The sequence below is a fragment of the Modicisalibacter muralis genome, assembly GCF_900102945.1.
GTDB lineage: Bacteria > Pseudomonadota > Gammaproteobacteria > Pseudomonadales > Halomonadaceae > Modicisalibacter > Modicisalibacter muralis.
In genome coordinates, this window is sequence record NZ_FNGI01000002.1 from 482,970 (window position 1) to 508,843 (window position 25,874).

23 protein-coding genes and 2 tRNA genes are annotated in these 25,874 nt (G+C 64.4%); 14 read left to right on the forward strand and 11 right to left on the reverse strand.

All coding sequences use genetic code 11. The features are described from left to right. Window position 1 precedes the first annotated feature (1 nt). From BLR92_RS06830 to BLR92_RS06840, 3 genes are all read right to left on the reverse strand, one after another. Window positions 2-78 (reverse strand) — tRNA-Asp (locus tag BLR92_RS06830). 69 nt (window positions 79-147) lie between these two features. Then, window positions 148-223 (reverse strand) — tRNA-Val (locus BLR92_RS06835). Window positions 224-310: 87 nt separating this feature from the next. Further along, the gene (locus BLR92_RS06840; RefSeq protein ID WP_089726805.1) at window positions 311-1,000 is read right to left on the reverse strand and encodes an alpha/beta family hydrolase; all 690 of its coding nucleotides are present in this window, start codon (window positions 998-1,000) and stop codon (window positions 311-313) included. 240 nt (window positions 1,001-1,240) lie between these two features. Between BLR92_RS06840 and ccoN the strand changes: the two genes are divergently transcribed. The 12 genes from ccoN (at window position 1,241) to dsbG (ending at window position 13,603) form a co-directional block, all read left to right on the forward strand. Further along, a complete protein-coding gene (ccoN, locus tag BLR92_RS06845; RefSeq protein WP_089726807.1) occupies window positions 1,241-2,665 on the forward strand; it encodes a cytochrome-c oxidase, cbb3-type subunit I in 1,425 nt (474 codons plus the stop codon). Between the two features lie 22 nt (window positions 2,666-2,687). Then, entirely contained in the window at window positions 2,688-3,296 is a 609-nt protein-coding gene (gene ccoO, locus BLR92_RS06850; protein WP_089726809.1) for a cytochrome-c oxidase, cbb3-type subunit II, read from the forward strand. A 3-nt stretch (window positions 3,297-3,299) separates the two neighbouring features. Then, a complete protein-coding gene (locus BLR92_RS06855) occupies window positions 3,300-3,521 on the forward strand; it encodes a cbb3-type cytochrome oxidase subunit 3 (protein WP_089726811.1) in 222 nt (73 codons plus the stop codon). After that, on the forward strand, window positions 3,518-4,441 hold the full coding sequence (gene ccoP, locus BLR92_RS06860; RefSeq protein ID WP_089726813.1) for a cytochrome-c oxidase, cbb3-type subunit III: 924 nt from the start codon (window positions 3,518-3,520) through the stop codon (window positions 4,439-4,441). The genes BLR92_RS06855 and ccoP overlap by 4 nt, the downstream gene beginning before the upstream one ends. Window positions 4,442-4,553: 112 nt before the next feature. Further along, window positions 4,554-5,990 (forward strand): cytochrome c oxidase accessory protein CcoG, encoded by a 1,437-nt coding sequence (ccoG, locus tag BLR92_RS06865; RefSeq protein WP_089726816.1) that lies wholly within the window; start codon window positions 4,554-4,556, stop codon window positions 5,988-5,990. 4 nt (window positions 5,991-5,994) lie between these two features. Next, complete coding sequence (locus BLR92_RS06870; RefSeq protein ID WP_089726818.1) at window positions 5,995-6,501, forward strand: FixH family protein; 507 nt, start codon at window positions 5,995-5,997, stop codon at window positions 6,499-6,501. Continuing rightward, on the forward strand, window positions 6,498-8,987 hold the full coding sequence (locus BLR92_RS06875) for a heavy metal translocating P-type ATPase (protein WP_089726820.1): 2,490 nt from the start codon (window positions 6,498-6,500) through the stop codon (window positions 8,985-8,987). The genes BLR92_RS06870 and BLR92_RS06875 overlap by 4 nt, the downstream gene beginning before the upstream one ends. Then, on the forward strand, window positions 8,984-9,232 hold the full coding sequence (gene ccoS / locus BLR92_RS06880; protein ID WP_089726822.1) for a cbb3-type cytochrome oxidase assembly protein CcoS: 249 nt from the start codon (window positions 8,984-8,986) through the stop codon (window positions 9,230-9,232). The genes BLR92_RS06875 and ccoS overlap by 4 nt, the downstream gene beginning before the upstream one ends. Continuing rightward, a complete protein-coding gene (locus BLR92_RS06885) occupies window positions 9,229-9,966 on the forward strand; it encodes a sulfite exporter TauE/SafE family protein (RefSeq protein WP_089726824.1) in 738 nt (245 codons plus the stop codon). The genes ccoS and BLR92_RS06885 overlap by 4 nt, the downstream gene beginning before the upstream one ends. Window positions 9,967-10,075: 109 nt before the next feature. Then, entirely contained in the window at window positions 10,076-11,980 is a 1,905-nt protein-coding gene (gene dsbD / locus BLR92_RS06890) for a protein-disulfide reductase DsbD (protein WP_245704125.1), read from the forward strand. Further along, on the forward strand, window positions 11,977-12,798 hold the full coding sequence (locus tag BLR92_RS06895; protein ID WP_089726826.1) for a TlpA disulfide reductase family protein: 822 nt from the start codon (window positions 11,977-11,979) through the stop codon (window positions 12,796-12,798). Before dsbD ends, BLR92_RS06895 begins: the two co-directional genes overlap by 4 nt. 34 nt (window positions 12,799-12,832) lie before the next feature. Next, window positions 12,833-13,603, forward strand: a complete 771-nt coding sequence (gene dsbG, locus BLR92_RS06900; RefSeq protein WP_089726828.1) for a thiol:disulfide interchange protein DsbG — start codon at window positions 12,833-12,835, stop codon at window positions 13,601-13,603. A 51-nt stretch (window positions 13,604-13,654) separates the two neighbouring features. Here the strand turns inward: dsbG and BLR92_RS06905 are convergent, their stop codons facing one another. The 6 genes from BLR92_RS06905 to ttcA all read right to left on the reverse strand — a co-directional run bounded on the left by BLR92_RS06905 (window position 13,655) and on the right by ttcA (window position 19,548). Further along, entirely contained in the window at window positions 13,655-14,626 is a 972-nt protein-coding gene (locus BLR92_RS06905) for a c-type cytochrome (protein ID WP_089726830.1), read from the reverse strand. After that, the gene (locus BLR92_RS06910) at window positions 14,623-15,336 is read right to left on the reverse strand and encodes a c-type cytochrome (RefSeq protein WP_245704126.1); all 714 of its coding nucleotides are present in this window, start codon (window positions 15,334-15,336) and stop codon (window positions 14,623-14,625) included. The genes BLR92_RS06905 and BLR92_RS06910 overlap by 4 nt, the downstream gene beginning before the upstream one ends. Before the next feature lie 28 nt (window positions 15,337-15,364). Next, on the reverse strand, window positions 15,365-16,774 hold the full coding sequence (locus BLR92_RS06915; protein WP_089726832.1) for an ATP-binding protein: 1,410 nt from the start codon (window positions 16,772-16,774) through the stop codon (window positions 15,365-15,367). Beyond that, window positions 16,771-17,472: a response regulator gene (locus tag BLR92_RS06920; protein ID WP_089726834.1), complete on the reverse strand. Its 702-nt coding sequence runs from the start codon at window positions 17,470-17,472 to the stop codon at window positions 16,771-16,773. Before BLR92_RS06920 ends, BLR92_RS06915 begins: the two co-directional genes overlap by 4 nt. A gap of 158 nt (window positions 17,473-17,630) precedes the next feature. Continuing rightward, window positions 17,631-18,527: an MBL fold metallo-hydrolase gene (locus BLR92_RS06925; RefSeq protein WP_089726836.1), complete on the reverse strand. Its 897-nt coding sequence runs from the start codon at window positions 18,525-18,527 to the stop codon at window positions 17,631-17,633. A 166-nt stretch (window positions 18,528-18,693) separates the two neighbouring features. After that, complete coding sequence (ttcA, locus tag BLR92_RS06930; protein WP_089726838.1) at window positions 18,694-19,548, reverse strand: tRNA 2-thiocytidine(32) synthetase TtcA; 855 nt, start codon at window positions 19,546-19,548, stop codon at window positions 18,694-18,696. A gap of 76 nt (window positions 19,549-19,624) precedes the next feature. Here ttcA and BLR92_RS06935 point away from each other — a divergent pair, with 76 nt between their 5' ends. After that, entirely contained in the window at window positions 19,625-20,041 is a 417-nt protein-coding gene (locus tag BLR92_RS06935) for a hypothetical protein (protein ID WP_139171578.1), read from the forward strand. Between the two features lie 15 nt (window positions 20,042-20,056). On the opposite strand, the gene BLR92_RS06940 is transcribed toward BLR92_RS06935, so the two are convergent. Next, window positions 20,057-20,632 (reverse strand): 3'-5' exonuclease family protein, encoded by a 576-nt coding sequence (locus tag BLR92_RS06940; RefSeq protein ID WP_089726843.1) that lies wholly within the window; start codon window positions 20,630-20,632, stop codon window positions 20,057-20,059. Window positions 20,633-20,852: 220 nt separating this feature from the next. On the opposite strand from BLR92_RS06940, the gene BLR92_RS06945 reads away from it, so the two are divergent. Then, entirely contained in the window at window positions 20,853-24,803 is a 3,951-nt protein-coding gene (locus BLR92_RS06945; protein ID WP_089726845.1) for a hybrid sensor histidine kinase/response regulator, read from the forward strand. Here BLR92_RS06945 and BLR92_RS06950 read toward each other — a convergent pair. Continuing rightward, entirely contained in the window at window positions 24,798-25,847 is a 1,050-nt protein-coding gene (locus BLR92_RS06950; protein WP_089726846.1) for an NAD(P)H-dependent flavin oxidoreductase, read from the reverse strand. The genes BLR92_RS06945 and BLR92_RS06950 overlap by 6 nt on opposite strands. Window positions 25,848-25,874: the final 27 nt, after the last annotated feature.

Here is a 25,874-nt window from a genome sequence, read left to right on the forward strand (position 1 = left end):
ATGGCGGACCGGACGGGACTCGAACCCGCGACCTCCGGCGTGACAGGCCGGCATTCTAACCAACTGAACTACCGGTCCGCATGTTTCCATTACGTGAACGCTACCATCGGTCGATATCGACAAAATCGCATCAAAATCAACAATCAATGGTGGGTGGTACTGGGTTCGAACCAGTGACCCCCAGCTTGTAAGGCTGGTGCTCTCCCAACTGAGCTAACCACCCGATCACGTGGCGCTGCATTCTACAGCGACACGGGGGAATGTCAACGCTTTTCATCGCCCGGCGAGAAGCCCGCTTTCTGTTTCGATTTCATCGACTTGCCGCCATCGTCGCGGCGATGCCGGCGGCTCCTTCGGCGATCAAATCCGCCTGGTCGCGCCCGGAAATCCTGCGCGGTTTCCAGTCGTGATCGCCATCCTCGAGAAACCGCACGCTGACGCTTGCCGGCAGATCGTAACCTTCGACCTCGTCACGCGTGCCAAACGGGTCTCGTGTGCCCTGCATCACCAGCGTCGGGCAGGCGATTGCCGGCCAGTGCGCCAGGCGCGTCTTGTCGGGCTTGCCGGGCGGGTGGAATGGGTAGCCACACAGCGCCAGACCCGCGGCGCCATCACGCGCCGCCAACATGCTCGCCACACGGCCACCCAACGACTTGCCACCCAGCCAGAGTGCCGGCGAATTCGGCTGTGACACAACGTCGCACCAGCGCGCCATTTCCTCGATCAATCCATCGATTTTCGGTGGCGGTCGGCGGCGGTTTTCCTCGCGCATGCGCTGCATGTAAGCGAATTCGATAGCCAGGGTTTGCACGCCATTTTCGGACAATGCCTGGCGCAGTAAACGCATGAAGGTCGAGTCCTGCCCAGCCCCCGCGCCATGGGCGATCAGCAAGCGTCCCTTGCGTGCTTCACCGCGCTTTTCCAGCGGGCCAATACCCTCGATAAATAGCTTGGCATCGCCTGGCTCTTGCAAGGCCGTGCGCAACTGTTGTGGGGTCACTTTCCGATATCCCAGATGAGTGTAGACCGACAAATAAGTTCCCTCTCGCTGCTCAATACATGTGTACTTTCGTTGCAACCATTGGGCCGAGCTTATTCAGCTTGGCCGCCGGCTGCGCTAGACTCCCGCCCTGCATCTTGATCTGCATTATCGTGCGGGTAGTCAATCCGCGGCATACGGCTGCGCGGGTATGTCTGCCCAGGGAATTGCTGACAAAACCGCGTTCGATGGGAACCTGACATGAGCACAGCATTGGAACACCCGACCTACAACTACAAGGTAGTTCGGCAGTTCGCGATCATGACCGTGGTATGGGGCATCGTGGGCATGGGCCTGGGTGTCGTCATCGCTGCACAACTGGTCTGGCCGGAACTGAATCTTGGCCTGCCCTGGACGAGCTTCGGACGCCTGCGCCCGATGCACACCAATACCGTCATCTTCGCCTTCGCCGGTTCCGCGCTGATCACGACGTCGTATTATGTCGTGCAGCGTACCTGTCAGACGCGGCTGTTTTCGGATGGCCTGGCGCAGTTTACCTTCTGGGGCTGGAACGCGGTCATCGTGCTGGGGCTCGTCACCCTCAACATGGGCTGGACCACCTCCAAGGAATACGCCGAGTTCGAATGGCCGATCGACATTCTGCTCGCGGTGGTCTGGATCGCCTACGCCATCGTCTTCCTCGGCACGCTCAAGCAGCGCAAGACCTCGCACATCTATGTCGCCAACTGGTTCTATGCCTCGTTCATCCTGACCGTGGGCGTGCTGCACATCGTCAACTCCGCCGAGGTGCCGGTCTCCTTCGGCAAGTCCTATTCCGCCTATGCCGGCGCCATCGACGCCATGGTGCAGTGGTGGTACGGCCACAATGCCGTCGGCTTCCTGCTCACCGCCGGCTTCCTGGGCATGATGTACTACTTCGTACCCAAGCAGGCCGAGCGCCCGATCTATTCCTATCGCCTGTCGATCGTGCACTTCTGGGCGCTGATCACCACCTACATGTGGGTCGGCGCACACCACCTGCACTACACCGCCCTGCCCGACTGGGTGCAGTCGATCGGCATGATCATGTCGATCATCCTGCTGGCGCCCTCCTGGGGCGGCATGATCAACGGCATGATGACGCTCTCCGGCGCCTGGCATAAGCTGCGCACCGATCCGACGCTGCGCTTCCTGGTCGTGGCCCTGTCGTTCTACGGCATGTCGACCTTCGAAGGCCCGATGATGGCGATCAAGACCGTCAACGCGCTTTCCCATTACACCGACTGGACCATCGGTCACGTTCACTCCGGCGCGCTCGGCTGGGTGGCGATGATCACCTTCGGCTCGCTGTACCACTTGATACCGCGCCTCTACGGCCGCAGCGAGATGTTCTCGGTGCCACTGATCGCCGTGCACTTCTGGCTGGCGACCATCGGTACCGTGCTGTACATCACCGCGATGTGGGTCAACGGTATCCTGCAGGGCCTGATGTGGCGCGCGGTGAATGAAGACGGCACCTTGATGTACACCTTCATCGAGGCCCTCGAGGCGAGTCATCCGGGCTATGTGGTGCGCTGGATCGGTGGCTGTTTCTTCCTGACGGGGATGCTGTTAATGGCCTTCAACGTCTACATGACGGTGAAACGCAGCGAGCAGGTGCGCGAGCCGCTCCCGCAGACCGCCTGATCAACCGGGGAACCTGACACCGATGAGACACGAGATAGTTGAAAAGAACGTTGGCCTGCTCTCCATCCTGATTCTGGTAGTGATCAGCTTCGCAGCCATGGTCGAGATCGTGCCGCTGTTCTTCGCCAAGGAAACCACCCAGCCCGTCGATGGTCTGGAGCCGCTCTCCGCGCTGGAGCTCGAAGGCCGCGATATCTATATTCGCGAAGGTTGTGTCGGCTGCCATTCGCAGATGATTCGCCCGTTCCGCGCCGAGACCGAGCGCTATGGCCACTACAGCGTGGCCGGCGAGTTCGTCTACGATCATCCGTTCCTGTGGGGCTCCAAGCGTACCGGCCCGGATCTGGCTCGCGTCGGTGGCCGTTATAGCGATGCCTGGCACCGCGCCCACCTGTACAACCCGCGCGACGTGGTGCCCGAATCGAAGATGCCGGCCTACCCCTGGCTGTTCGAGAACACCCTGACCGGCGAGCACACCGCCGACAAGATGCGCGCCTTGCAGAGCCTCGGCGTGCCATACACCCGGGAGCAGATCGAGGGCGCCGCCGTTGCCGTGCGCGGCAAGCAGGAGATTACCGCCCTGGTCGCCTATCTCCAGCAACTGGGCACCGTGCTCAAGGACACGCGCTGAACCATGGATATCGGAACCTTTCGTGGCATTACCACGCTGCTCGTCCTGTTCTGCTTTCTCGGCATCGTATTCTGGGCGTACTCGAAGCGCCGCAAGAAGGACTTCGACGAAGCGAAGAACCTGCCGTTCGCCGACGAAGAAGACGACAACAAGTCGGGCCAGGAATCCGACACCTCGACGGGCGAGATCCGTTCCCGATCAGATAGGGGAGACAACGATTCATGAATAACCTGTGGGGTGACTCCCTTAGCGGCTTCTGGAGTGCATGGGTCATCGTCATTACCCTGGGCACCATCGTCTTCTGCTGGTGGCTGCTGTTCGCCAATCGCAAGACCGACAAGCAACCCAATGCCGATGGCAATGTCGAGACCACCGGGCATAGCGCCGACGGCATCGATGAATTCGACAACCCGCTGCCACGCTGGTGGTTCATGCTGTTCATCGGTACCATCGTCTTCGCGGTGGGCTATCTGCTGCTCTACCCCGGCCTTGGCAACTTCAAGGGCGTGCTCGGCTGGACCCAGGAAGGCCAGTGGGAGGAAGAGATCGCCTACGCCCAGCAGCAGTACGCGCCGATCTTCGACCAGTACGGCGAGATTCCGGTGCCCGAACTGGCACAGGATGGCCAAGCCATGCAGGTTGCCGAGCGCATTTTCCTCAACAACTGCGCGGTGTGCCATGGTTCCAATGCGCAAGGCGGCTATGGCTTTCCCAACCTGACCGATAACGACTGGCTGTATGGCGGCGCGCCGCAGGATATCATCGCCACCATCACCAACGGGCGTAACGGCCTGATGCCTTCCTGGCAGCAGCTGGGCGGGACCAACTTGCGCAACGTCGCCAACTACGTAGTCAGCCTGTCCGGCGCCGAGCACGATGCCGAACTGGCCAAAGAAGGCGAGGCGATCTTCGACTCCGCCTGCGTGGCCTGCCACGGCCTCGACGCCACCGGCAACCAGGCGCTCGGCGCGCCCAACCTGACCGATGCCACCTGGCTATATCGCCAGCCCGGCCAGGAGACGCTCGATGCCGTGCTCGAGACGCTGCGCAACGGCCGTAACGGGCATATGCCGTCACAGATCGCCTATATTGGCGAGAACAAGGTGCATCTGGTCGCCGCCTACGTCTACAGCCTATCCAACTAAGCAATAAACCACGGGTGCGGCTGGCAGTCGCACTCTGTCCTCTCCTCCCGCCGCACTCGGTAGAATCCGCACTCGGCTCGCAAGATTTCCTTTGTGACACAGCAGGTGGCACATGACGGACAAGATCCCGCTTCGGGACGAGACCCCAAACCCGGCCGTGGGCATACATGATCCACGGCGCGGCGCGGCCCAGGATTTATACGCCTCGCGCCGACACATCTACGTGCGTGAGATCAAGGGACTGTTCCAGCGCGTGAGGCGCAGCGCCAACTGGGCGCTGATGGCGCTGTATTTCGGCACGCCCTGGCTGAGCTGGGGCGAGCGTCAGGCGGTGTGGTTCGACCTGCCCTCGCGCCAATTCCATATCTTCGGCGCGACCTTCTATCCGCAGGACTTCATGCTGCTGTCGTGGCTGTTGATCATCTGCGCCTTCGGCCTGTTTCTGATCACCGTGTTCGCCGGCCGGGTGTGGTGCGGTTATACCTGCCCGCAAAGCGTATGGACCTGGCTGTATATCTGGGTCGAGCACCTGACCGAAGGCTCGCGCAACCGGCGCATCAAGCTCGACAAACAGCCAATGAGCGCCGAAAAGGCCGCGCGCAAGGGTGCCAAACACAGCCTGTGGCTGTCGATCGCCTTCGCCACCGGGCTGACCTTCGTCGGCTATTTCACGCCGATTCGCGGCCTGGTCAACGACTTCGCGACGCTGAGCGTCGGTGGCTGGGCACTGTTCTGGACCGGCTTCTTCACCGTGTTCACTTATCTCAATGCCGGCTGGCTACGCGAGCAGGTCTGCGTGCACATGTGTCCTTATGCGCGCTTCCAGTCGGTGATGTTCGACCGCGATACGTTGATCGTCTCCTATGACGAGGCGCGCGGCGAACCACGCGGTGCGCGTAGAAGGGACATCGATCACCGCGAGCGGGGGCTCGGCGACTGCATCGATTGCGGCCTGTGCGTGCAGGTCTGTCCCACCGGGATCGATATCCGCGACGGCCTGCAGATCGAATGCATCGGCTGCGCCGCCTGCGTCGATGCCTGCGACAGCGTGATGGACCGGATGAACTATCCGCGCGGGCTGATTCGCTACACCACCGAACACGCCCTCGAAGGCGGCAAGACGCGCGTCTTGCGCCCGCGTCTGCTGGCCTATTTCGCCGCACTGGTAGTGATGATCGGCCTGTTCGTGTGGGCCATCGGTGACCGCGTGGCGCTGGATATCGATATCCAGCGCGACCGCAATCGGCTGTATAGCATGACCCCGGAGGGCGATATCAGTAACTCCTACACCTTGGGCATTCGCAACCTCGACGACGAGGCGCATCGTTACGCGATCACGGCCCAGGGCCTGGCGGGCCTGCGCCTGATCGGTAACCACACCATCACCGTCGAGGCAGGGACCAGTCGCAGCGTGCCACTGCAACTCGCCGTGCCGCCCGGTTCGCTCGACTCACCCAGCGAAGCGATCACGCTACGTGTCGAAGCCCAGGACGACCCGACTATCACATTGACCACGGAAGCCCGCTTCCTGGGCCAAGTCAGGAGATAACCCCATGAATCATCCGCCGCCCTGGTACAAACAATTCTGGCCATGGTTTCTGCTCGGCATACTGGGCCTCTCCATCGTCGTAAGCACGATCTTTCTGGTGGTCTCCATCACCAGCTTCGATGGCATGGTCGAAGACAACTATTACAAGCACGGCATGGCGATCAACGAGAGGCTCGAGCAGGATGACCATGCCAAAGCATTGAATATGGTCGCCGAACTGCGTATCGACGACCTCACCGGCGGCGTGGTGGTGGTGCTCGACGGCGAGGCACGCCCCGAGCGCCTGCTGTTGGAATTGATCTTTCCCACCCAGGGCGAGCGCGACCAGCGGGTGGTTCTCGAGCACGTACGCGATGGCCACTATGCCGGCCAGTTGCCGCACGCCCTGCAATACCGTTGGTACGTACACCTGGCGCCGGATACCAGCGATCCCGAGTGGCGCCTGCGCGGCGAGATCGAACTACCACGCCAGGCCCCGCTGACCCTGAGCGCCGACAGCGAGAGCGCATGAGCGCCACGCTCGAGCACAGCTCCGATACGCCGGGCTGCTATCACTGCGGCGCCGGCGTCCCGCGCGGCGCGCCCTGGCGCATCACTCTCGATGGCGAGCCGCGACCGCTGTGCTGCCCGGGCTGCGAGGCGGTGGCGCACGCCATCGTCGATGGCGGCCTGGCGAGCTATTACCGCTTTCGCACCCAGTTGCCCGCGCGCCCCGACGACCGCCAGGCCGCTCGCGCCGAAACCTGGGCGGTATTCGACGACCCTGAACTGCAACGCCAGTTCGTACACCGCGTGCCTGGCGACGCCGTCGACGATTCTCGCGTCCAGGCCACCTTCGCCGTCGATGGCATCACCTGCGCCGCCTGCGCCTGGTTGATCGAGCATCGCCTCAACGATCTCGATGGCCTGGAGTCCAGCGCGGTGAACCTGAGCCATCATCGCCTGCATCTGATCTGGGACCCGACCCGGCTCGCGCTGTCGCGGATTCTCTCCGAGCTCGCCGCCATCGGTTATCCCACGCAGCCCTACGAGCCGAATATCGCCCAGCAGAAACTCCAGCGCGACGAGCGCCAGGCGATTCGCCGCCTGATCGTCGCCGGCGTGGCGATGATGCAGGTGATGATGTTCTCGATTCCGCTATATGTCGCCGGCCCGGATGGCATCGGCGAAGGCTTCCAGCAACTGTTTCACTGGCTGTCGCTGACCCTGTCCACCGCAGTAGTAACGTTCTCCGCCGTGCCGTTCTTTCGCGGCGCGCTGCGCGACCTGCGCGTCCGCCACCTGGGCATGGACGTGCCGGTAGCCATCGCCATCCTCGGCGCCTACCTGGCCAGCGCCTATGCGGTACTGATCGGCAGCAACGAGACTTACTTCGACTCGGTGACCATGTTCACCTTCTTCCTGCTGTTCAGTCGCTATATCGAGATGCGCGCGCGGCGCCGCAATGGGCATAGCGGCAATGCCATGACTGGCGTGCTGCCAGCGAGCGCGACGCGCCTCGAGGCCGACGGCAGCGAGCGCATCGTGCCCGCCAATCATCTGCGCCCCGGCGACCGCGTGCTGGTGCGTCCCGGGCATGGCGTGCCCGCCGATGGCATGATCGTCTCGGGCCAGGCCAGCCTCGACGAATCGATGCTCAGCGGCGAGTCGCTGCCCATCGCCCGTAGCGTCGGCGATAGCGTCACCGGCGGCAGCCTGAACACCGACAGCCCGCTGACCATCGAAGTGACGCGTAGCGGCCGCGACGCCCGCGCCGCCGGCATCCTCGAACTTAGCGATCGCGCCTTTGCCAGCCGCCCCAAGATCGCCGAACAGGCGTCGCGCATGGCACACCATTTCGTGCTGCGCGTGCTGATCGCCACCATCGGCGTAGCGATCGTGTGGAGCTTCATCGATCCGTCGCGGGTACTGTGGGTCACGCTCTCGGTACTGGTCGTCACCTGCCCCTGCGCATTGGCACTGGCCACGCCTACAGCGCTGACCGCCAGCCATGGGCAACTGCGCCGGCGCGGCGTGCTGATCACCCGCGCGCATGCCATCGAGGGGCTGTCCCAGGCCACCCGGGTGGTATTCGACAAGACCGGCACGCTGACCGAGGGGCGCATGCGCCTGCGCGAGACCCGCCCGCTGGCCGATGGCTTGTCCGCGCAGCGCGCACGCGAGTTGGCCGCCACGCTGGAAGCGCATTCCGAGCACCCGATCGCCCGGGCATTTCGCGACCATCGCGAGCCACGGCTGTCCGCCTGCGAGGTGCGCAATCATCCCGGCCAGGGGCTGGAAGGCGTGATCGACGAGCACCGCTATCGGCTAGGCCGCGCCGATTTCTGCATGGCGACGCCACCCGCCGAGCCCGAGCAGCGAGGCCAATGGTTGCTATTGAGCCGTTATGAACCGGGGGATGCCACGCCGCTGGCTTGGTTTCGCCTAGACGACGCCCTGCGCGAAGATGCCCACGCTACCATCGCCGCACTGCGCCAGGCGGGACTCGAAGTCGAGCTGCTGTCCGGTGACGGTCGCAACGCGGTCGCCGCGCTGGCCGATGAGGTAGGCATAACCACCTGGACCGCCGGCGCCACGCCGGAAGATAAACTCGCCCGCATCCAGGCATTGCAAGCCGATGGCGAACAGGTAGTCATGGTCGGCGACGGCATCAACGACGTGCCGGTACTCGCCGCCGCCGACGTATCGGTGGCGATGAACGGCGCCACCGATCTCGCCCGCACCCGCGCCGATGGCGTATTGATGAGCCCCCGGCTGTGGCGTATCGTCGAGGCCGTGCAGCTCGCCCGCCTGACCCGTCGCCTGATCCGCCAGAACCTGACGTGGGCGCTGTGCTACAACCTCTGCGCCCTGCCGTTGGCCGCGCTGGGCCTGGTGCCGCCGTGGGCCGCCGCGCTGGGCATGTCGGCCAGTTCGCTGGTGGTGGTGGGCAACGCCCTGCGTCTCAATCGCACGCGCCTGCCGGCGACGCGCTCACCCCTGGCGGAGTCCACATGAGCATTCTCTATCTGTTGATTCCCCTGTCGCTGCTACTGCTCAGCCTGGCCGTGGCTGTATTCTTCTGGGCGGTCAAATCCGGCCAGTTCGACGACCTCGAAGGCCCGGCGCACCGCATCCTCTTCGATGACGACGACAACGACCTGACACCCGAGCAGCGCCGGCGCAAGGCGCAAGGCGAAACGCCAAACCGCGATTCAAGCGACAGCGAAAACCACGACCACGATACGCGGCCGCCTCGATGAACCCCACCGGACTCGACCTCCCGCCGCTGACCGCCGCCTTCGTTTTCGGCTTGCTGGGTGGCGCGCACTGCATCGGCATGTGCGGCGGCATCATGAGTGCGCTGACCTTCGCCGTGCCGCCCAGCATGCGCAGCCCGGCCCGGCTCGGCGGCCTGCTGCTCGGCTACAACCTGGGGCGCATCGCAAGCTACATGCTCGCTGGCGCACTGGTAGCGGGGCTCGGTACGCTGATCGGCGGCACCCACCCCGGCCTGCGCCTGGCCCTGCAGGTGCTCGCTGCGCTGATGCTGATCCTGATGGCGCTGTACCTGGCCAACTGGTGGCGCGGGCTGACCCGCGTCGAAGCCTTGGGGCGTCGGCTATGGCGGCATATCGAGCCGCTTGGCCGCCGGCTGATGCCGGTGGTCAGGATTCCTCAGGCGGTGGCGCTGGGCGCGGTGTGGGGCTGGCTGCCCTGCGGGCTGGTCTATTCGATGCTGGCCTGGAGCCTGGCCGGCGGCGATCCCGCGCGTGGCGCAGCGCTGATGGGCGCATTCGGCCTCGGCACGCTACCGGCGCTACTGGTGACCGGCGTCGCCGCGCGCCAGATGACCGCGCTGATTCGTCACCCCGCCACGCGCACACTGGCCGCCGTGCTGATCATCGCCTTCGCGCTGTGGCAACTGTGGGGACTATGGCCGCAGTTCTTGCCGGGTAGCGAGATGCCGCACGCCCATGGGCATCATCATGCTTGAGATAGCGCCATTTGGCTGAAAGCGTTTTCTGCCTCGCTTCAAGCGCATCTAATACCCACTTAATCCCGCCCTGCCAGACTGTTGCCCTTTATCCCGATGGAGGGCGCAAATGTCTGACAGGTTCTTGATGCGAGCCTGGCGCCAGTGGACTCTACTAGCCATTGCCGCGCTGCTTGCGGTTCTTTCCTTGCCTGCGTCGGCAACCGAAGACTTCCTGCCGGTTGACCAGGCCTTCCAGCTCGAAGCCGAGCAGCAGGGCGATGAGATCGTGCTGCGCTGGGAGATCGCCCCTGGCTATTACCTGTATCGCCATCGCCTCGGGGTAGAGGGCATGCCCTCTGCCATAACGCCGCCGGCGATGCCCAATGGAGAGACCATCAGCGACGAGTACTTCGGTGAGTCCGTGGTCTATTATGACGTTCTGGAAGTCCGCGTCGATCCCGGTCAAGCCGAGCGCCTTGCGCTGACCTGGCAGGGCTGTGCCGAGGCGGGGCTATGCTATGCCCCACAGCATGACACCCTCGACCTGACGAACCTGACCCTGGAGAATGGCACGCTCGCCGATAATGGCGGTTTTTTCTCCCAAAGCAGCCCCGGTCTTTTTGCCAACGCTTCTCCCAGTGCCTCGTCAGAGCGCACCAATGTCACCAGCAGCGAGGCGCTTACGGCCACCGGCGTTACCGAAGCGAGCCTGGGTGAAGACCAACGGCTGGCCGCACGGCTCGCCAACGCTCATATCGGTTGGACGCTGGCGGCCTTTTTCGGCATGGGCCTGTTGCTCGTATTCACGCCCTGTGTGCTGCCGATGGTCCCGATCCTATCCAGCCTGGTGGTGGGCGCCGGCGCGAGTGCACGGCGCGGGCTGCTGCTCTCCATCGCCTTCGTCATGCCCATGGCACTGACCTATGCCGCCCTCGGTGTCGTTGCCGCGCTGGCCGGGGCCAGCCTGCAGGCCATGCTGCAGACGCCGTGGGTGTTGGGCGGCTTCGCCGCGCTCTTCGTGGTGCTCGCCCTGGCCATGTTCGGCCTCTTCGAGCTCGAGCTACCGCAGGCGCTGCGCCAGCGGTTCGCCAGCCTCCAGCAGCGTCAGCGCGGCGGCACCCTGGGCGGCGGCGCGGCAATGGGCGTGCTCTCGGCACTGCTGGTCGGCCCCTGCATGACCGCGCCGCTGGCCGGGGCCCTGCTGTATATCGCCGATAGCGGCAATGCCCTGCTGGGTGGCTCGGCCCTGCTGGCATTGGGGCTGGGCATGGGCGCGCCGCTACTGCTGGTCGGTACGCTGGGGGCACGCCTGCTGCCCCGCCCCGGGCCCTGGATGACCCGCATCAAGGCCCTGTTCGGATTCGTGTTGCTGGGCATGGCGATCTGGTTCGTGGCTCGGGTCATCCCCGCCAGTGTCGAACTGGGGCTCTGGGGCGTCTGGCTAATCGGCGCCGCGGTCGCCCTATGGCAGATGAGCGTGTCGCACTCACCGACGGCCCGGCAGTTGATTGCCAGGACGTCGGGACTGGTACTCGGCCTGTGGGGCGCCACGCTGATCGTCGGCAGTGCTGGCGGCGGAGAAAGTTTCTATCGCCCCTTGGCGACGATCCAATCGAATGCTAGCACCGAGCGCCTCCAGGAAGCTTTCATGGCGCGCTTCGCAGCCGTCGAGGGTAGCGCCGACCTAAAGCGCCGGATCGAGCAGGCCGGCAACCGGGGGCAATGGACGCTGGTGGATGTCTATGCCGACTGGTGCGTCTCCTGCCAGGTCATCGAAGATGAGGTCTTCGGCGATGCCCGCGTCCAGGCCAAGCTCGCCGGCATGCAATTGCTACGTCCCGATGTGACCGACAACAACGCCGCGGATCGCGAGCTCCTCGAGGCCTACGGCATTCTCGGCCCTCCCACGCTGATGCTGTTCGACCCCGATGGACGCGAGCGGCGCGCCCAACGCATCGTCGGTGAAATCGATGCCGAGGCCTTCCTCAAGCGGCTCGAACGGGCGCGCCAAGCCACTGGAGACGCCTCATGACGGCCCTGACCCAGAGCATCGCCCTTGGCCCGATGGTGCTGAGCCTGAACCAGCTGCTTATCGGCCTGGCACTGAGCATGGCCCTATTGACCAGCACCCTGGTCGGCTCGCGACGTGGCGAATCCGCCAGCGACACGCTGTTCAATACACTGCTGATAGGCATCGTTGCCGCGCGGCTGGTCTTCGTGACGCGCTATCACGCCGACTATGCCAGTGTCTGGGCGATGTTCGATATCCGTGACGGCGGTTTCGACACGCTCGGCGGTGTCGTGGCCGGCTCCGCCTATGTCTGCTGGCGACTGTGGCGCGCGCCCCGACAACGCGTGGTATTGGCCAGCGCCGTGCTAACGGGTGCGCTGGCCTGGAGCGTTGCGGCCGGCAGTCTACTGCTGATCGACAACCAGGTACGCTCACTGCCCAAGACGCAACTTGCGACGCTGGATCACCGCCCCATCACGCTGACGGCGCTGGCCGAGCGCGCCGACCAGCCCATGGTGGTCAACCTCTGGGCGACCTGGTGCCCGCCCTGTCGGCGCGAGATGCCGATTCTGGCCGCCGCGCAACGGGCACGAGACGATATCACCTTCGTGTTCGTCAACCAGGGCGAATACGCCGCTCGGGTAAAGCAATATCTAAAAAACGAATCGCTGGAACTGAGCCATGTGTGGCTCGATCCGGGCCAGGCACTGGGCAGGGCGGTCGGTTCGCAAGCCATGCCCACCACCCTGTTCTATGACGCCGATGGGCGGTTGCGCGATAGCCACCTCGGCGCGCTTTCCCGCGCCAGCCTGAGTGCCAAGCTCGAACAGCTGTACTGATGCCCCCTAACACGACCCAGGCAAGGAGATGCCGATGATCGTCAGCAACGCACGCTTCCCTCTCACCCTACTGGCCCTTTCGGGCCTGCTATGGCCAGCGGCTGGCATCGCCGAAGAGTGGCCGGCTCCCATCGCCGCACTGGAGAAGCAGGGACTGAACGTCCACCAACGCTTCGATGCGCCCAGCGGATTGACCGGCTATGCCGCCAGCGTGCGCGGGCAGGCGGTGGCCGTCTATCTCACCGAGGACGGCGAGCACGCCATCGTCGGCACGCTGCTGGACGCCGAGGGCAACGACCTATCGGCCGCGCAGCTCGACGAGCTGGTGCGCAAGCCGCAGGACGCGGCGACCTGGAACAATCTGGGGGACAGCGCCTGGATCGCCGATGGTGCTGCCGATGCCGAGCGGATCGTTTATGTCTTTACCGACCCCAACTGCCCCTATTGCCAGCAGTTCTGGAGCGAGGCACGGCCCTGGGTCGAGGCCGGCAAGGTCCAGCTACGCCATATCATGGTCGGCATTCTGAAGCAGGACAGCCCACGCAAGGCGATTTCACTGCTGGCCGCCGATGATCCTGCCGCGGCACTGCATGCCCATCAGCAGGGTAGCCAGGCGATCGCCCTGCTCGAGTCGCTTCCTCGTGAATTCGAAGATGCCTTGGCAAAAAACCATCGGCTGATGCAGCGGCTGGGGCTACGGGCGACGCCGAGCATTCTCTACCGCCGCGACGGGCTGCTGAAGATCGCCCAGGGAGTGCCTGCCGAGCAGCAGCTCGAGGCCATCATGGGTTCACCGAGGCCCTGAGCCACAGCCATTCCCCATCACCTGGGCCCGGTCGATCCGGGCCCAGCGGGCTCAGGCATCCGGCGTGGCTGGCCGTTCATCCTGACCATAGTTGGCGTGATCGCCGAGCGTCTGGCCATTGAATGGCCGGCCGTAGTAGCCGCCATGCTGATGGAAGGTCTCGACGGTCGCCTCGAGCGATTCCATCGTGCGGCGGCGAGGATCCTGTGGACGCTCATGACTGTTGATGTAGGCCGCCACGTCCCAGGCTTGCTGGTTGCTCAGCGAATTGGGCTGGCCCAATGGCATATTGGCCTTGATGAAGGCGGCGGCAGTACTCACCCGATGCATGCCGGCCCCCCAGTTGTAGGCACCGTCTCCCCACAGCGGCGGAAACACCTGGCGGTCGCCGACCTGCTGACCGGCACCGTCCGCGCCATGGCAGACGGCACAGTTCTGGGCATAGACTTCGGCGCCACGCGCCGGATCGTAAGCCTTCTCGGGTTCTGGCAGATCCGGATAGCCGCGTCCCGGCATGGCCTGGTTGATGGGCGCGCCCGTGGCCATCCAATGCAGGTACGTCTGCATGGCGACCAGTGGCTCGCTGCCCGCCGCCGGGGGCTTGCCATTCATCGAGTAGGTGAAGCAGCCCTGAATACGCTCGGCCATGGTATTGACCCTGTCGTTCTTGCCCCGATAGGCCGGATACATGCCAAACGAGGCCCACATCGGCGCGGAGTCGGCCAGGCGTCCGGCATCGAGATGGCAGTTCGAGCAATTCTGGTCATTGAAGACATAGCGACCGCGCAACTGCTGCGTGTTGATGAAGATATCGCGGCCCAGGCGCACCATGTCGCCGTACTGGTTATCCGGAATGTCGCGCTCCAGCGGGGGCTGGAAAGTCGCCTCGCCCGGCGGCGCCGGCGGTAGCGGTTTCTGATAGTCGCGCTCGGGTTCCGCTGCCTGAGTCACGGCTGCCAACGACAGCGCCAGTAGCGACAGGGTGCCACCGGCTACCCACAGGGTCGGTTTCCAAGGGGTCATTGCGCGCCCTCCTTCTTATCGGCAATGGATGCCGTGCTCAGCCGCTCGGGCAGGGTCGCGTAATAGTCACTGATCAGCCCGATCTGCTCATCACTGAGACGCTCGGCGACGCTCTTCATCAGGTCGTTGGGATCGTTGGCACGACTGCCATTGCGCCAGGCATTGAGCTGGGCCTTCAGGTAGCTCGCGTGTTGTCCGGCCAGCGGCGGGAAGGCCTCCCCCACGCCTTGGCCATTCGGACCGTGACACTGGTTACAGGCGGGAATGACATTGCCCCAATCACCCCGCTTGGCCAGCCATTCCGCCTCATCGGCCGGGTCAGCGGCCTGATACGCGGTGGGTAGGTCCAGCCCCTCCAGGCTGGCGTAATAGGCCGACACGGCACGCATGTCGTCTTCGCTCAACGCCTTGGCAAACGGCTGCATCACCGGACTCTGGCGCGAACCCTCGCGGTAATCATGTAACTGCTTGCTCAGATAGCCGGCGGGCAGACCCGCCAGGCGCGGAAACCCGGTAGCCGCATTGCCCATGCCCTCGGCGCCGTGACAACTCATGCAGGCAATCGCGCCCTGGCCATTACCCTGTTGGGCTATCGTCTCGCCACGCGGGACGTCGTCCGCGGCCCACGCAGGCCCTACCCATGCGGCCCCTGTGCCGATAGCCACTAGCGTTACCAGCAGCCCCGGCGCACGCATCGCCATTCTCATCATCTTCGCTACTCCCATGCTCCGCCCCAGTCTATGCCTTTGAATATCCGCCGGCCCGGGGTCGTTCGTTATCGTTGCCAGATTCTGCCGGGGCATCAGGTGGGGCAACTCGCGGCTCCCCTGGCCAGTGCCGTGGCCCCAAGGGGAACCACAACCGTGCCACCAGCCCTTGCGGCCGGTTATGCTCGAAGCGCAAATGGCCGGCGAATCGCTCGGCAATGGCTGCCACGATCGCCAGCCCCAAGCCACTGCCATGCCCGTTACCTTGCTGCCAAAAACGCCCGGTGAGCTTCGTCAGGGCAAGCTCATCGACACCGGGCCCTTGGTCGCGTATGACAAAAGCCAGCCCCGCGGCATCCTGCTGGAGAGCAAGGCCTACCGATCCCGGCGCCGGGCTGAAGCGCCGGGCGTTTTCCAGCAGGTTGCGCAGTGCCGTCACCGCCAGTTCATGGGGTACCGCCAGCGATATCTCCCTGACACCTCGGTCAATCACGAAGGCGCGCTGGGCCTCGGCGTCCAGGGTATCGAGAGCGTCTTCGACCACCGCGCCCGACTGGCAACCGGCCGGCCACTGGGTGTCGAAACCGCCTTCCAGGCGGGCCAGCATAAGCAATTGCTCCAACGTGCCCTGCAGGCGAGCCACGCCTTTTTCCGCCTGGGCCTGGGCATGTTGCGCCGCTTCACCCTGCTGGCGGCGAGCCACCTGCAGATGGGTCTTGATCGCGGTCAGGGGCGTGCGCAACTCATGCGCGGCATCGCTGGTGAAGCGCTGCTCGCGTGCCATGGCCTGGCGAATGCGCGCCAACAGGTTATTGAGCGTATCGACCAACGGGCGTAGCTCAGCCGGCAAGTCGTTGGTGGCCACCGGGGCAATCGCCTCCGGATCACGCATGGCCAGGGATTCCCGCAGCCGCGAAAGCGGACGCAGTCCACGCAGGATGCCCAGCCACAGCGCGGCCAGGCTGCCCAGCAGCGCCACCAGGAAAGGCACTACCGCCACCCTGAGTACGTCACGCAACAGGATGTCGCGCTCATCGACGCGATCGGCGGTGGTGATGGTCAAGTCACCCCGCTGGTAGGTATAGACACGCCACTGCACACCCTCGTCTTCGCGGTAGCTATACCCCGGCTCGCGGGCTTCGAGTACCTCCGGCATGTCCGCGTGGGTACGCGCGACCACCTTGCCGCTGGGGGAATGAACCTGGCAGGCCAGGCCGGCGATGGGCGGAATCGACAACTGTCGATTTTCGGCCTGCTGCCAGACCTCCGCCGGCAACTGCGACACCAGTCCGGCAACCATGCGTGCCGATTGGGCCAGGCGCTGGTCGAGGGTATGTTCCACCTGTTGATGCAGGTCGCGCATCAACCAGGCAGCGGCCAGCCCCCATAGCAGGGTCAGGGTCAATCCCAGGGTGAGCAACAGGCGTACGCGCAGACTCATCGCGCCGTTCCCAGCGGCGCATCGGGGGCGACAATGGCGTCCGGCTTGCCGAGCCGATAGCCCAGGCCGCGTACCGTTTCGATCACACCGCTGCCGAACTTGCGGCGCAGGTGATGGATATGCACATTCAGGGCATTGCTCTCGACGTCTCCGCCCATGCCGTAGAGCCTGTCCTTGAGCTGGTCCGCCGAGAGCACGCTGCCCGGGGCCTGGAGAAAAGTCTCGAGCAGCACTAATTCCCGTCGCTTGAGGCATACTGGTTGGCCCGCCACACTGACCTGTCGGGCCAAGGGGTCGAGGCATAGCGTGCCATGCTCGATCAGCGTACGCGGTCGACCGGCGGCCCGGCGCAGCAACGCATGCAGGCGGGCCACCAGTTCATCCAGGTCGAAGGGCTTGAGCAGATAGTCATCGGCCCCGCCCTGCAGACCGGCCACCCGGTCAGGCACGGCATCGCGCGCCGTGAGTATCAGCACGGGTGTCGTTATGTTGGCCGAGCGCCACTCCTCGAGCAGGTCCATGCCGTCGCCGTCGGGCAGGCCGAGATCCAGTATCACGACATCACTGGACACGCTGGGCATGGCCATGCGTGCCGCGGCTAGCGTATCGACGTGGTCGACCACGCAATCAGCAACGGCGAGACCGGCCTGGATACCCGATGCAACGAGGGCATCGTCTTCGATAAGCAGGACATGCATGAAGGAATCCTTTGAACTGCGCCAATCATCGCAGCCAAGCATTAAGGGAGCGTTAACCACGCTTTCAAACACCATGGGTATTAGGTGAATGGCGGCTGCCGAGAGGGTTCGATGACAACCGCCCAAGCATCCGGATAGCTGCGGAATGTATTCAGTCGCTAATCCCAGGCGGCGCCCTTCAGGGCATCGAGCGGTATCTTGAGATAGCGTCGCCCATTGGCCTCCGGCTCAGGCAAGGCACCGCCGCGAATATTGACCTGTAACGCGCTAAGGATCAGCTTGGGCATGGGCAGCGTGCTATCACGCTGGTTACGCATGGCCACGTAAGCGTCCTCGTTACTGCCGACCAGGTGCTTGTTGGTCTGTCGCTGCTCTCTAACCGTGCTTTCCCACTGCGGTTCACGGCCGTCGGGCATGTAGTCATGGCCGGTGAATATTCGGGTGTCGTCGGGCAATGCCAGGATCGATTGGATCGACTGCCATAGCTGGCGCGCATCGCCCCCGGGAAAGTCGGCGCGGGCCGTCCCCGAGTCCGGCTGGAACAGGGTATCGTGGACGAAGGCCGCATCACCGATCAGATAAGTGATCGAGGCAGGCGTGTGGCCTGGCGAGAACATGATGCGGCCTTCGATTTCACCGATCTGGAAAGTTTCCCCCGCGCTGAAAAGACGATCCCATTGACGGCCGTCGGCGGGCAAGTCAGGCCAGTCGTACAACGCCTTCCACAAGGCCTGGACCCGTGTCACGCAACCGCCGGTGGCGGTCGGCGCCCCAGTCTTCTGCTTGAGATATTGCGCCGCCGAGAAGTGATCGGCATGGGGATGGGTGTCGAGAACCCAGGCCACTTGAAAGCCTTGCTTGGCGACATAGGCAAGCAACTCATCGGCATGGTGGGTCGCCGTGGCTCCCGACTTCTCATCGAAATCGAGTACCGGGTCGATAATGGCGCAGCACTGCGTTTCGGGATCGCTCACCACGTATTGCACGCTAAAGGTTCTCGGGTCGAAGAACCCCGCGATATCAGGCTTTCCCGGAGAGTGACGAAAGGTCCGCATAACGCCTCGCTTAGCTAACGATGGCTTGAGTTATTACGATAGCCTAAAAAGCTATATGCGAAAATCTCAGATGCGCGATGAAAACACCTAACCCTTTGAATTAAAAAATAATAATGACACCCGCGAAGATTCCATGGATTCACCAACAACGCTGCGACGTTCGAGGTCAGGCTTCGCGCGTCAGCAGGTCGAAGGCGTCGATGCGGCTGGCGCTCATGCGCTCGCGCTTGGCCTCAAGGCCGTGGAAGTCGAACAGGTCGCGATCGGCGAGTTGCGACGGCGCGACGTTGGTCACCGCCTTGAACATGGTCTCGAGCCGGCCCGGGTGCTTCTTCTCCCATTCGGCGAGCATCTCCTTGACCACCTGGCGTTGCAGATTGGGCTGTGAGCCGCACAGGTTGCAGGGGATGATCGGGAATTCCATCAGCCGCGCGAACTCGGCGATGTCGGCTTCGCGGCAGTAGGCCAGCGGGCGGATGACGATGTTCTTGCCGTCATCCGAGAGCAGCTTGGGCGGCATCGCCTTGAGCGTGCCGCCGTAGAACATGTTGAGGAACAGCGTCTCGAGGATATCCTCGCGATGGTGCCCGAGCGCCACCTTGGTCGCGCCGATCTCCTCGGCGAATCCGTACAGCGAGCCGCGGCGCAGGCGCGAGCACAGCGCGCAGGTGGTCTTGCCCTCCGGCGTCTTCTCCTTGACCACCGAGTAGGTGTCGCGCTCGAGGATATGGTAGGCGACGCCGATGCCATCGAGATACTCGGGCAACACATGCTCGGGAAAGCCCGGCTGTTTCTGGTCCAGGTTGACTGCCACCAGTTCGAAGTCGACCGGGGCGCTGCGCTGCAGGTTGCGCAGGATCTCCAGCATCGTGTAGGAGTCCTTGCCGCCGGATAGACAGACCATGACCTTGTCGCCCTCGTCGATCATGGCGTAATCGATGATGGCGTTGCCGACCTGGCGACGCAGGCGTTTCTGGAGCTTGTTGAACTCGCGTTTGGAATTGCCGGTGAGCGCTTGCATGAGTGTGACGACACGCAGGAGAATGGAAGGCCGCCTATGCTATCACCGTGCCGGAACGCTGTCAGGTAAGCCGCCCATGTCCAGACTCCCGCTCATTCCAGTGACCGCTGCCGCCTTGATGCTTGCCGGCTGTACGGCCGGACCGCTCAAGGATTCCCCGGACCCCATCGACGACCAGCCGCCCGCGTCGATTGACGCGATCCCCGCCCTTTTTCTCGGAACATGGGATGCCAATGCGGAAAGCTGTGGCTGGGAGAGCAGCAACGGGCGCGTCCTTATCGAAAGACAAACGCTCACTTACTATGAAAGCGTCGCCAGGGTGCAGACGATTCAGCAACCGCAACCCAATGCGATCCGGCTCGATCTCGCGTTCACCGGCGAGGGGCAGACCTGGGATAAGACGCTGACGCTCGCGCTTTCGCCCTCCGGCAATGAACTGACCTTCAAGGATCCCGGGATCGCACGCTACACGCTGACGCGCTGTCGACGTTGACAGCGGTCCCGTCAATCAACAGCGCTGAGACGCCAAGGCAGCCTTTTTCAGCTGTACGTACATCGCTGCGACGGTTAGCGCTTCATCCAGCGCGGAGCCTCGGCCCGTCATCGGCACGCCCGGATTGCCGGCGAACGCCTCGAAGGAGGGATCGGACTCACGCGGTGGGCGCGCCCCGCGCATCTCGCGCCGATAGACCTGGGCCATATCGAGCGTGGCATTGGGCAGATCGAAACCGAAGCGCGGGCGCAGATGGCGATCGATGGCCAAGCGAGTGGCATCGATACGCCAGCCCAGCAATGGCCGGTTACCGACGAAATCCAGCAACGTTTCCAGCGCGTCGCCGAGCATCTCACCCTCATGGAAATCGTCATTGCACAGGCACAGGTCCAGCGAATCGCTGGCCAGTACCCGCTCGCTGGTGAGTCGCACCGCGCCAACCGTTACCAGGCCGGCGTCTCTCGGATCGAACCCCGGCGTATCGCAGGCGATGGCCACCATTTCGTCGCCGGTGTAGGGATTGAACAGCCAAGCGTAGTGGCCACCCGCCTGGCGGCGGCGATCGAATGCGCGATGCAGGGCTCGTATCATCGCAGTCTCTCTCAATTGTCCGCTCATGGAGCCCGACGGGTTGCATGCACGGATACCGATCAAGTGTCCAGACTAGACAAATTCACCCTCGCGGTGCAGCGGACGTTAGTCGAAGTCCTGTGTCGCTCTCGTGATTCAAGCGATTAAACACGGGTCGCATCGTGGACTGACGCCGGGGGGCGCAAAACCGCTAGAATGGGGCAGCACTCGGAGGGCTCCCATGTTTCACGGCTGGCTGCTGATCGGCATATCGCTGCTCTATATCGGCATACTGTTTTTCATCGCCTGGCGCGGCGATCGTCGCGCCAGGATTCATGGCGCGGCGCAGCGGCGACCGATCATCTACAGCCTGGCGTTGGCGATCTATTGCACCTCCTGGACGTTCTACGGCGCCGTCGGCCAGGCGGCCACCTCGGGTTGGTCGTTCGCCAGCATCTTCGTCGGCCCGGTGCTGACCTTCCTGCTGTTCTGGCCGGTGCTGGCCAAGATGATCCGCGTCGCCAAGCGCCAGAACGTCACCTCGATCGCCGACTTCATCGCCTCGCGCTACGGCAAGACTCAGTCGCTGGCGGCGTTCGCCAGCCTGGTGGCGCTGATCGGCACCCTGCCTTACATCGCCCTGCAACTGAAGGCGGTGTCGACGGCGTTCATGGTGCTTACCGACTCGTCGGACATGACCCGCGCGCCGCTGTTCGCCGATACCGCCTTCTACGTCGCGGCGGTGATGGCGTTGTTCGCGATTCTGTTCGGCACCCGTCACACCGATGCCACCGAGCACCACGAGGGCCTGATTCACGCCATCGCCTTCGAGTCGATCGTCAAGCTGGGCGCCTTTCTGATTCTCGGCGCCTACGTGACCTGGGGCATGTTCGACGGTCTCGGCGATCTGCTCGGGCGCGCCGATGCTTTCATGGACCTGCAACGCCAGTTGGCCGAGCAGGATTTCGGCCAGAGCTTCTGGGCCCAGACGCTGTTGGCGATGCTCGCGGTGCTGTGCCTGCCGCGCCAGTTCCACGTCACCGTGGTCGAGAACACCCACCCCGACGATGCCTCCCGCGCGCGCTGGATGTTCCCGCTGTACCTGGTGATTTTCGGCTTCTTCGTGCTGCCCCTCGCCGCCGCCGGCCTGACGATATTTCCCAATGGCGACGTCGCCCCGGACACCTTCGTGCTGGCGCTGCCGATGGCCGCCGACAACGTGCCATTGACGCTGCTGACCTTCATCGGCGGTTTCTCGGCGGCCACCGGCATGGTCATCGTCTCCGCCGTGGCGGTGTCGATCATGATCTCCAACGAGATCGTCATCCCCTTGCTGTTCCGCCTGCGCTGGTTCGACACCAAGGCCCGCGATTATGGCCGCCTGGTGCTGCGCACGCGGCGCGTGACCATCGTGGTGATCCTCGCGCTGGCGTATGGCTTCTATCAGTTGACCGCCGAGTTCAGCTCGCTGGCCTCGACCGGCATGCTGTCGTTCGCCGCCGCCGCGCAGTTCGCCCCGGCCCTGCTCGGCGGGCTCTACTGGAAGCGCGGCAATCGCCTCGGTGTAATCGCCGGCATGAACGTCGGCTTCGCCGTGTGGGCCTACACCCTGCTGCTGCCGACGCTGATCAAGGCCGACGTGCTGCCGACCTGGCTGCTCGGCGGCCCCTTCGGCATCGCCTGGCTGGCGCCGACCCAGCTGTTCGGCGTCAATATCGGCGATCCGTTCACCCATGGCGTGATGCTGTCGCTGGGCTTCAACCTGTTCTGCTATATCTTCGTCTCGCAGGTTACCCCGCAGCGGGTGGTCGAGCGCATTCAGGCCTCGCTGTTCGTCGATAGCGTCGAGACCCGTCAGACCTCGGTCAATCGCCCGTGGACCGGCGCCACCACGGTCGGCGACCTGCGCGTGCTGTGCGAGCGTTTCCTGAGCGCCGATCAGGTCGGGCGCGCCTTCGACGACTATGCCCGGCGCAGCGGTCAGCCGCTGGAAGGCAACACCCGCGCCTCGATCGACGCCATCCAGTTCACCGAGCGCCTCATGGCCTCGGTGCTCGGCGCCTCCTCGGCGCGCATCGTCGTCAACTCGGCGCTGCAGGGGCGCGGTATCGGCATCTCGGACGTGATCTCGATCGTCGACGAGGCCTCTCAGGTTCTCGAGTTCAATCGCGCGCTGGTGCAGGCGACCATCGAGAACATCAACCAGGGCATCAGCGTGGTCGACCAGCACCTGCGGCTGGTGGTGTGGAATCAGCGCTATCTGGAACTGTTCCGCTTCCCCGATCAGTTGATTCGCGTCGGCGCGCCGATCGACAAGATCTTCCGCTACAACGCCCACAACGGTGAGTACGGCCCCGGCGACCCCGAGGAGCACATCGACCTGCTGCTGGAGAACATTCGCCAGGGCCAACCGCACCGCTATGTGCGCTACCGTCAGGACGGCACCGTGCTCGAGGTGCAGGGCAACCCGATGCCCGGCGGCGGCTTCGTCTACAGCTACCAGGACATCACCCAGCAGAAGCGCACCGAGGAAGCGCTGATCCGCTCCGAGAACAACATCCGTATCTATACCGATAACGTGCCGGCGCTGATCGCCTACTTCGACAAGGAATGCCGCTACCTCTTCACCAACCGCGCCTACGAGCAGGTGTTCGGCGTCGATCGCAACAAGGTCATCGGCGAGCGGGTCGAGAGCGTGATGTCGAGCGCCATCGCCCGCGACCGCGCGCCCTGGATGCGCCGCGCCCTCGACGGTGAACGCGTCAGCTTCGAGATCTCGCTGGACGACGGCGCGGTCGGCACCCGCTACATGCTGGTGACCTATACCCCCCACTTCGGCGACAGCGGCGCGATCCTCGGCTTCTTCGCGCTGTATCAGGACATCACCGAACGCCGCCTGGCCGAGATTGCCCTCAAGGAAACCAACGAGAATCTCGAAGAGCGCGTGCGCGAGCGCACCCAGGCGCTATCCGAAGCCAACGCCGCGCTGCGCCAGGAAAACCGCGTGCGTGCCGAGGCCGAACTGGCGCTGCGCCAGGCCAAGCAGGTCGCCGAGGATGCCAATACCTCCAAGACACGCTTCCTGGCCGCTGCCAGTCACGACCTGCTGCAACCGCTGAACGCCGCGCGGCTGTTCACCTCGGCGTTGTCGCAACAGATCGAGCATAGCGATCACAAGCGCACCATCGGGCATATCGACAACTCGTTGCAGGCCGCCGAGGAGCTGCTGGGTACGCTGCTGGATATTTCCAAGCTGGAGGCCGGCGCCCTGACCCCACGGCGCAGCCACTTCGCGCTGGCCGATATCGTCCGCCCGCTGCGCGCCGAGTTCGAGGTCATGGCCGAGGAGCGCGGGCTCGACCTGCAGGTCGTGACCACGCGTGCCTGGGTCGACAGCGACGCCCAGATGCTGCGCCGCATCGTGCAGAACTTCCTCTCCAACGCGATTCGCTACACCCAGCACGGGCGCATCCTGCTCGGTTGCCGGCGGCGCGGCGAGCGGCTGTCGATCGAGGTGTGGGACACCGGACCGGGCATTCCCGAATCCAAACTCAGCGAGATATTCCAGGAGTTCCGGCGTCTCGACCAGGCCTCGCGCCACAAGGAGAGCGAAAAGGGCCTGGGCCTGGGACTGTCGATCGCCGATCGCATGAGCCGCGTGCTCGACCACCCCATCAGGGTGCTCTCATGGGAAGGCGCAGGCACGGTATTCAGCGTCGACGTACCCACGGTTGTCGCCCGCGATGCCGGCGACATCATCGATGAAGCGCCCAGCCGCCGCGCCGGCAATAAACTGGCCGGCGCCCGGGTGCTGTGCATCGACAACGAGACGCTAATCCTGGAGGGTATGAAAGCCATGCTCGGCGGCTGGGGCTGCGAGGTGTTCACCGCCACCTCGATCGGCGGCGCCAAGTCGATCCTGCGCCATCTCGACGGCGACCCCGACGCCATTCTCGCCGATTATCATCTGGATAACGAAGTCACCGGCCTGATGGCGCTGGAAGCCATTGCCGAGCGCTGCGACGGCCCGGTACCGGGTATCGTGATCACCGCCGACCGCACCGACGAGGTCGCCGAAGAGGTCAAGCGCGGCGGTTATCACCTGCTGCTCAAGCCGGTGCGCCCGGCCGCCCTGCGTGCGCTGTTGACGCGCACGCTACAGGCCAACCGCGCCGCCCGGCAGACGCTATAGCCGAGCTTCCTCGGCCAGGGTCGCGACCATCGCGGCGGCAGACATGCGCCGCAGGCGATCCACGCCGACGCCGGACCACAGCGCCATCAGGCCAGCATCGTCGCGTTCCGCGCCGACGCGGCGGACGGGCTGGGTCAGCGCATTCTGAATTGGGAAGTCGGCCAGCGGCCAGCCTTGGGCCTCGACCTCGATGGTGAAACGATTGGGCAATGCACGCGCCGGGCGCCCCGAGAAGGCGCGGGTCAGCCAAGGGAGTTCATTGGCACCACGCAATGCGACCCGATAAGGCTCGCGCGTGCCGGCCTCGTCGGTATCCAGGAAGGCGGTGCCGAACTGCCCCGCCACCGCGCCGCGCTCGAGCAGCGCGTTCAGGTCGTGGCCATCCATCAGCCCGCCGGCTGCAATCAACGGCACCTTCACCCGCCCGGCTGCCGCCTCGACCAGCGCAAGGGTATCGAGCCCATCACCGTCATCTTCCGGCGAGAACGTGGCGCGATGACCGCCAGCGCCCACGCCTTGCAACACCACGGCATCGCAGCCCGCCTGCACCAGCCGCTCGGCATCCTCGACACTCATCGCGTTGCCCCACACGACGCTGCCCGCGTCGTGCAGCCGGCTCACCAGCGCCGCCTCGGGCACACCGAACATGAAGCTGACGATGGGCACCCGCTGCTCAATCAGCACATCCACCTGAGCGTGAACATCCGGCTGCCAGGGTGCCGTGGGAAGTTCATCGGACAGCGACAGTGCAGCGCGCGTGGCTGCCAACGCCGCATGGGCGGGCACCAGCGTGGCCGGGTCGGGGCGATGTTCCAGGAAGAGATTGACCTTGAACGCCGCCGAGGTGAGCCCGCGCACGGCGAGTAACTGCTCGCGCAGCGCCTGCGGCGACAAATAGGCCGCGCCGAGCGAGCCCAACCCGCCCGCGCCGGCCACTGCCGCGACCAGTTCCGGGGTGGTCACGCCCGCCATCGGCGCCTGCACGATCGGGTAGCGCAAGCCGAACCTCTCGCAGAATTCGTCACTGGCTGTGGTCTGGCGCATCGGATGTCTCCTCGTGGAATCGAAATC

What these genes read in the sequence shown, in the direction of transcription:
- ccoN (WP_089726807.1), top strand. Translation starts at nt 1,241, where the DNA reads ATGAGCACAGCATTGGAACACCCGACCTACAACTACAAGGTAGTTCGG.
- ccoO (WP_089726809.1), top strand. Translation starts at nt 2,688, where the DNA reads ATGAGACACGAGATAGTTGAAAAGAACGTTGGCCTGCTCTCCATCCTG.
- BLR92_RS06855 (WP_089726811.1), top strand. Translation starts at nt 3,300, where the DNA reads ATGGATATCGGAACCTTTCGTGGCATTACCACGCTGCTCGTCCTGTTC.
- ccoP (WP_089726813.1), top strand. Translation starts at nt 3,518, where the DNA reads ATGAATAACCTGTGGGGTGACTCCCTTAGCGGCTTCTGGAGTGCATGG.
- ccoG (WP_089726816.1), top strand. Translation starts at nt 4,554, where the DNA reads ATGACGGACAAGATCCCGCTTCGGGACGAGACCCCAAACCCGGCCGTG.
- BLR92_RS06870 (WP_089726818.1), top strand. Translation starts at nt 5,995, where the DNA reads ATGAATCATCCGCCGCCCTGGTACAAACAATTCTGGCCATGGTTTCTG.
- BLR92_RS06875 (WP_089726820.1), top strand. Translation starts at nt 6,498, where the DNA reads ATGAGCGCCACGCTCGAGCACAGCTCCGATACGCCGGGCTGCTATCAC.
- ccoS (WP_089726822.1), top strand. Translation starts at nt 8,984, where the DNA reads ATGAGCATTCTCTATCTGTTGATTCCCCTGTCGCTGCTACTGCTCAGC.
- BLR92_RS06885 (WP_089726824.1), top strand. Translation starts at nt 9,229, where the DNA reads ATGAACCCCACCGGACTCGACCTCCCGCCGCTGACCGCCGCCTTCGTT.
- dsbD (WP_245704125.1), top strand. Translation starts at nt 10,076, where the DNA reads ATGTCTGACAGGTTCTTGATGCGAGCCTGGCGCCAGTGGACTCTACTA.
- BLR92_RS06895 (WP_089726826.1), top strand. Translation starts at nt 11,977, where the DNA reads ATGACGGCCCTGACCCAGAGCATCGCCCTTGGCCCGATGGTGCTGAGC.
- dsbG (WP_089726828.1), top strand. Translation starts at nt 12,833, where the DNA reads ATGATCGTCAGCAACGCACGCTTCCCTCTCACCCTACTGGCCCTTTCG.
- BLR92_RS06905 (WP_089726830.1), bottom strand. Translation starts at nt 14,626, where the DNA reads ATGACCCCTTGGAAACCGACCCTGTGGGTAGCCGGTGGCACCCTGTCG.
- BLR92_RS06910 (WP_245704126.1), bottom strand. Translation starts at nt 15,336, where the DNA reads ATGATGAGAATGGCGATGCGTGCGCCGGGGCTGCTGGTAACGCTAGTG.
- BLR92_RS06915 (WP_089726832.1), bottom strand. Translation starts at nt 16,774, where the DNA reads ATGAGTCTGCGCGTACGCCTGTTGCTCACCCTGGGATTGACCCTGACC.
- BLR92_RS06920 (WP_089726834.1), bottom strand. Translation starts at nt 17,472, where the DNA reads ATGCATGTCCTGCTTATCGAAGACGATGCCCTCGTTGCATCGGGTATC.
- BLR92_RS06925 (WP_089726836.1), bottom strand. Translation starts at nt 18,527, where the DNA reads ATGCGGACCTTTCGTCACTCTCCGGGAAAGCCTGATATCGCGGGGTTC.
- ttcA (WP_089726838.1), bottom strand. Translation starts at nt 19,548, where the DNA reads ATGCAAGCGCTCACCGGCAATTCCAAACGCGAGTTCAACAAGCTCCAG.
- BLR92_RS06935 (WP_139171578.1), top strand. Translation starts at nt 19,625, where the DNA reads ATGTCCAGACTCCCGCTCATTCCAGTGACCGCTGCCGCCTTGATGCTT.
- BLR92_RS06940 (WP_089726843.1), bottom strand. Translation starts at nt 20,632, where the DNA reads ATGATACGAGCCCTGCATCGCGCATTCGATCGCCGCCGCCAGGCGGGT.
- BLR92_RS06945 (WP_089726845.1), top strand. Translation starts at nt 20,853, where the DNA reads ATGTTTCACGGCTGGCTGCTGATCGGCATATCGCTGCTCTATATCGGC.
- BLR92_RS06950 (WP_089726846.1), bottom strand. Translation starts at nt 25,847, where the DNA reads ATGCGCCAGACCACAGCCAGTGACGAATTCTGCGAGAGGTTCGGCTTG.